Origin of the sequence: Algoriphagus boritolerans DSM 17298 = JCM 18970 (assembly GCF_900108085.1) — a bacterium.
GTDB classification, from domain to species: Bacteria; Bacteroidota; Bacteroidia; order Cytophagales; family Cyclobacteriaceae; genus Algoriphagus; species Algoriphagus boritolerans.
In genome coordinates this window covers 1-4,210 of record NZ_FNVR01000061.1, presented here as the reverse complement: position 1 = coordinate 4,210, position 4,210 = coordinate 1, and the positions used below count along the sequence as shown (strand labels likewise).

3 protein-coding genes are annotated in these 4,210 nt (G+C 42.1%); all 3 read right to left on the bottom strand.

Annotation, left to right across the window (positions count from 1 at the left end; translation table 11 throughout):
- Positions 1-299: 299 nt before the first annotated feature.
- The 3 genes from C4S61_RS21450 to C4S61_RS21970 all read right to left on the bottom strand — a co-directional run bounded on the left by C4S61_RS21450 (position 300) and on the right by C4S61_RS21970 (position 3,804).
- Positions 300-707 (bottom strand): response regulator, encoded by a 408-nt coding sequence (locus tag C4S61_RS21450; protein ID WP_103926822.1) that lies wholly within the window; start codon positions 705-707, stop codon positions 300-302.
- Positions 697-3,384: a ligand-binding sensor domain-containing protein gene (locus C4S61_RS21445; protein WP_103926821.1), complete on the bottom strand. Its 2,688-nt coding sequence runs from the start codon at positions 3,382-3,384 to the stop codon at positions 697-699. Before C4S61_RS21445 ends, C4S61_RS21450 begins: the two co-directional genes overlap by 11 nt.
- 108 nt (positions 3,385-3,492) lie before the next feature.
- Positions 3,493-3,804 (bottom strand): hypothetical protein, encoded by a 312-nt coding sequence (locus C4S61_RS21970; protein ID WP_103926820.1) that lies wholly within the window; start codon positions 3,802-3,804, stop codon positions 3,493-3,495.
- Positions 3,805-4,210: the final 406 nt, after the last annotated feature.

Sequence of the window (4,210 nt, the reverse complement as noted above, 5' to 3'; positions counted from 1 at the left end):
GATGATTATAAACCATGCGAGATTCCATATGGCCTTTAAAAATAAAATATAATCATATGAAATCGAGCATGACGAAGATCGTCACACACTGGGATGATTATAAACCATGCGAGATTCTCCCGAAGAAAAATCGGGACAGGCTATCTGACCAATAAAAATCAAGTTATAAACAGATGAATTATGCATTAGGGTTAGTCCTGACCTGACCCGATAAATATCGGGATGAGGCCACATGGATCAACTGGCAAAAAAGCGGATATGCATTTTATTTAGTTAGTTACTTTGGGCTTAACCTTCATTCAATCCAGCAGCCATGTCCCTAATTTATCTTTCAATCCGGATACCTGATTATCATCCAATGGCTTCTCCCAAAAATCAATCACCATCTTGTACTGTTTTGATTTTTCCCGCTCCGACTTACTCAACGAAGAGGTGACCATGATCACCTTAATATCAGCATGATTTACTTTTTCTTCCAACAGCTCCAAAAATTTCCATCCGTTGATTTTGGGCATATTAATGTCCAGGAAGATCAAAATCCGGGTAGATGCCAAATCCAAAGGAATAATGTACTCCAACGCTTTCATCGCGTCCAGAAAAGTACCGGGATTACTTTTTAGGATTGACTCTTTAAGAATGATTTTATGAAGAAATAGCACTCCGGGATCATCATCGATTATAAGGATCTTGGTACTGTTACTGTTCATTGGTCTTTATGTTTTCTGATTTGGCGTGTGTTTCTTTCACGAGTTGGTCAAGTTGCTTTAAAGTTTCCAATAATTCAATTTCCAGTTGCTCTTTACTTTTTTCAACGTTAGAATAATTTGCGTACTTGATCAACAATTGATTGATTCCCATGGCTTTGGTCAACGGGGCCCTGACCAGGTGGGATTGATTCCATGTGATTTCTTTCAAAATTAAGTTTTGATCCTCAATTTCCAGTACTGCATTTTTCAGCTTTTCATTTGCCCGGCTTAGCTCGATGGTCCGTTGCCCCACCATCTCTTCCAGGCTTTTTTTCATTTGAATATTGAGATAATACTTGACAATGAAATAGACCAGAAGGCAAAATATAAGTGCCGCCAAAATTTTGAAGGGCGTAGTTTCGGTCAGCGAAGCTGAAACTTCGATAGGCAGGGACTTTACCTGATCCAGTTTGCCGTATCGAAGTATCCTTACTTCCAGATTGTATTTTCCCGGTTTCAGACCATTGAATGTGAGCTGCCGTTGATCCCTGATCGGAAGCCAACTGTCTGTATCGGTACCTATTCTGTAATAAAGTGAGTATTGGGAGGGATTTTCGAAGTCGATAAGGCTAAACGAGACCTGAAACATATTCACCCCCGTCGGAATCGTGATTTGTGTTCCTATGGGAATTTTTTTATCGCCCATGTGAAGTTCATCCCAAATGAAATTAGTCGCCTCTTGAATGCCTTGTGATGAAGAGGAGGGGTCAATGACACCGACTCCCTCCACGGTTGGTATCCAGATTTTTCCCGAAAAATCCTGAATAGCAGCAGGAAATATTAAACCGTTTGCCTCGGAATTTGGCATTCCCAGGGTTTTGTTGAAAAGGGTCGAAGCGATGAAAAAATCTTCAGCCCCATTTTCTTTGAATCGATCGAGTTCCGAATTCGGAAGATATTGAACTCCAAAATTATTGCTGATCCATATTCCTCCAAGACCGTCACTGATGATGCTGTAAACACTTTGGGATTTCAGACCATTTGATTTTTTCAATGCCCTGAACTTACCATTGCTTAACAGCACCATGCCACCGTGGGTACCAAACCAAAGGTCATCGTTTTCATCTTCAAAAATACAGTAGATAGTGTCCTCTCCGGGTGTAAGCGGTAGGGTAAGGTTTTCGATAAATTTCCCGTTCTCAATTCGAAAAATACCCTGATTCATCGATCCGATAATGAGCTGCTTATTCTTGAGTTCGAGAATACTGATGAAATTGGTGTTTGAATATTTTTCAGGCAACTCAACGGTGTGAAGCGTTCCATTTTCATCCAGGTAGTGCATGCCTCCATAACGGGTCAGGATCCAAAGCCAGCCTTTGGAGTCTTTGTAAATCGCATATACATAGTTGCCGTTGAGGCCATCCTCTTGCGTGATTTGATCCAACACCTTTCCTGATTTTTGGTCAATGACCGTAATTCCTGAGTTGCTGCCGGAATAAATTTTGCCTTGGAACTCACCGATCGTGGTGACTCCATTCTGAATCAAGCCTTCTTTGACAGTCAGCGAGCGAATCGATCCCCCTTTGATTCGATGTAGCCCGTCAGATCTGGTTCCTACCCAAATGCTGCTGTCCGCACTTTGAAAAATGGCTTTTATATTTTTTCCGCTCAGAATGTCAAAATAGAGCTGACTGACTTTGGCCGGCCTGATTAGGGCGAGTCCTTTGCCTAAGGTCCCCAGGTAGAGGTTTTCTTTTTCCTTGATTATTTTCCGAATGGTATAGTTTTTTAATTCAGGATAGGTAAATCGGCTTACCATTCCATTTTCTATTAAAATTAATCCTTTTTCAGTCGATCCCGCCCAAATCCGATTTTCCGAGTCCGTGGTCAGACTGATTGGATTGAGGTCTCTGATCAGGTCATTGGAAATGATCGGGTCCATTTCATAATTCTCCTTCAACCGAAATATCCCTTCGCTCGGGGAGGAGATAAAAACGGACTGATTTGATCCGAAGACTTTTTGTGCAGTGAAATTTTCAGCCGAGATCAGCTTCATCTGTTTGGAGGAGAGATTTAGCTCGTAGAGGCCATGGGTCGTTCCAACCAGTAATTTGGATTTTTCGATTGGATAAAAACCAAGGATCTCCAGACGTTTTTCAGGGTTCCAAAATTCCAGTTCTCTGAAATTCCCATTATCCCAAACGTGAATTTTCCCGGACTGAGTTCCGATGAAAAGTTCGCCGGTTTCAGTTTCGAAAATAGCCCTGATCCAGGTATTTTCAGTGATGGCCGAGCAGTCGATTACTTTTTCTATCGTTTTCTCCAAGAGTGCAATGCTACGGTCGGCTGTACCCCAAATGCCACTGGAAGTCTTGAAAAAGGTGTAGTAGGTCTGTTCCAGCATCTCAGGATATGAGGTTTGGTCAAAGACCAGATGAGAAATCCCGTCAAATCTCACCAAACCTTCTTCGGTGGCTATCCACAAATAGCCATGATTATCTTTTTCCAAAGCAAAAACCGCATTTTGGGGCAAACCGTTGGAATTGTCCCAAATCTCCATGACATAGTTTCTGGGAATCCGGGTGGAATCCTGAAAAAAATTATCCGTTTGGCCGAATGCGGCCCTTTCCACCTGGAACAAAGTGGGAAGCTGGATAAGGAGAAAAAGTGAAAACGTAAGTGAAATCCTGGAGTTCAAGCCGGTTTAAAATTGATGGACGTTAGATTTGAATTCCTTAATTTAGATAAATCGTTCCCCATTTTCCTGATTTCATTTTTTTGATCCGCTGATTTATTCCTAAGGATTTTATAACAGGCAGAAATATAAAATAAATATTCGCTTCATTTCAATTCGCCAGAGAGGTTTATACCTCTTTTTTCCCAAAATGGGGAAGTTTCCAATAGTCCAAATTGAATTCTTCTCAGTGCCATTAGGTCCACCGGCGCCAGTCTTCCGACTGGTGCCTACCCGTATGCAGTCTTGAGACTGCCCTGCTATTTTCAGGGATTTGCAATCCCGAAATCCACCGGGATCGGTTTGTAATAAAGAGGTCTTATCATTAGATTTTTTATCCAGCAAATCCATTTCCATTGCGCTGGCATCGACATTCTTTTCCAAAATAAATTACCGCGCCAGCGCTGTCACCCGTTTACGTTTTTACCCCGGGTTTAGACCCGTGGCTATTGAAAAGTTCGACCACTCCGTGGTCAATCCTTGGACTAGCCGATTCAACAATACTGTATCTTTAAGCCATGGACAATTCAACATTCAATATTCAACATTCAATATTCAATATTCAATATTCAACATTCAACATTCAACATTCCTAATTCAACATTCCCGCTCCTTGGTTAGTGATTTTCCTACCGGTCACTACCAAGCCCAAAACAATCCCCAAAGTTTGAGACTGGAACTCCCTATCTAAGCTAAAGAATGGCTAGATCGATATGTGGAGGGCGCGTTGGGCCGACGTGGCAGCGGGCCAGCGTTCGGCCTCGTGCGGTTGGAGCTTTGCCACGTCAAG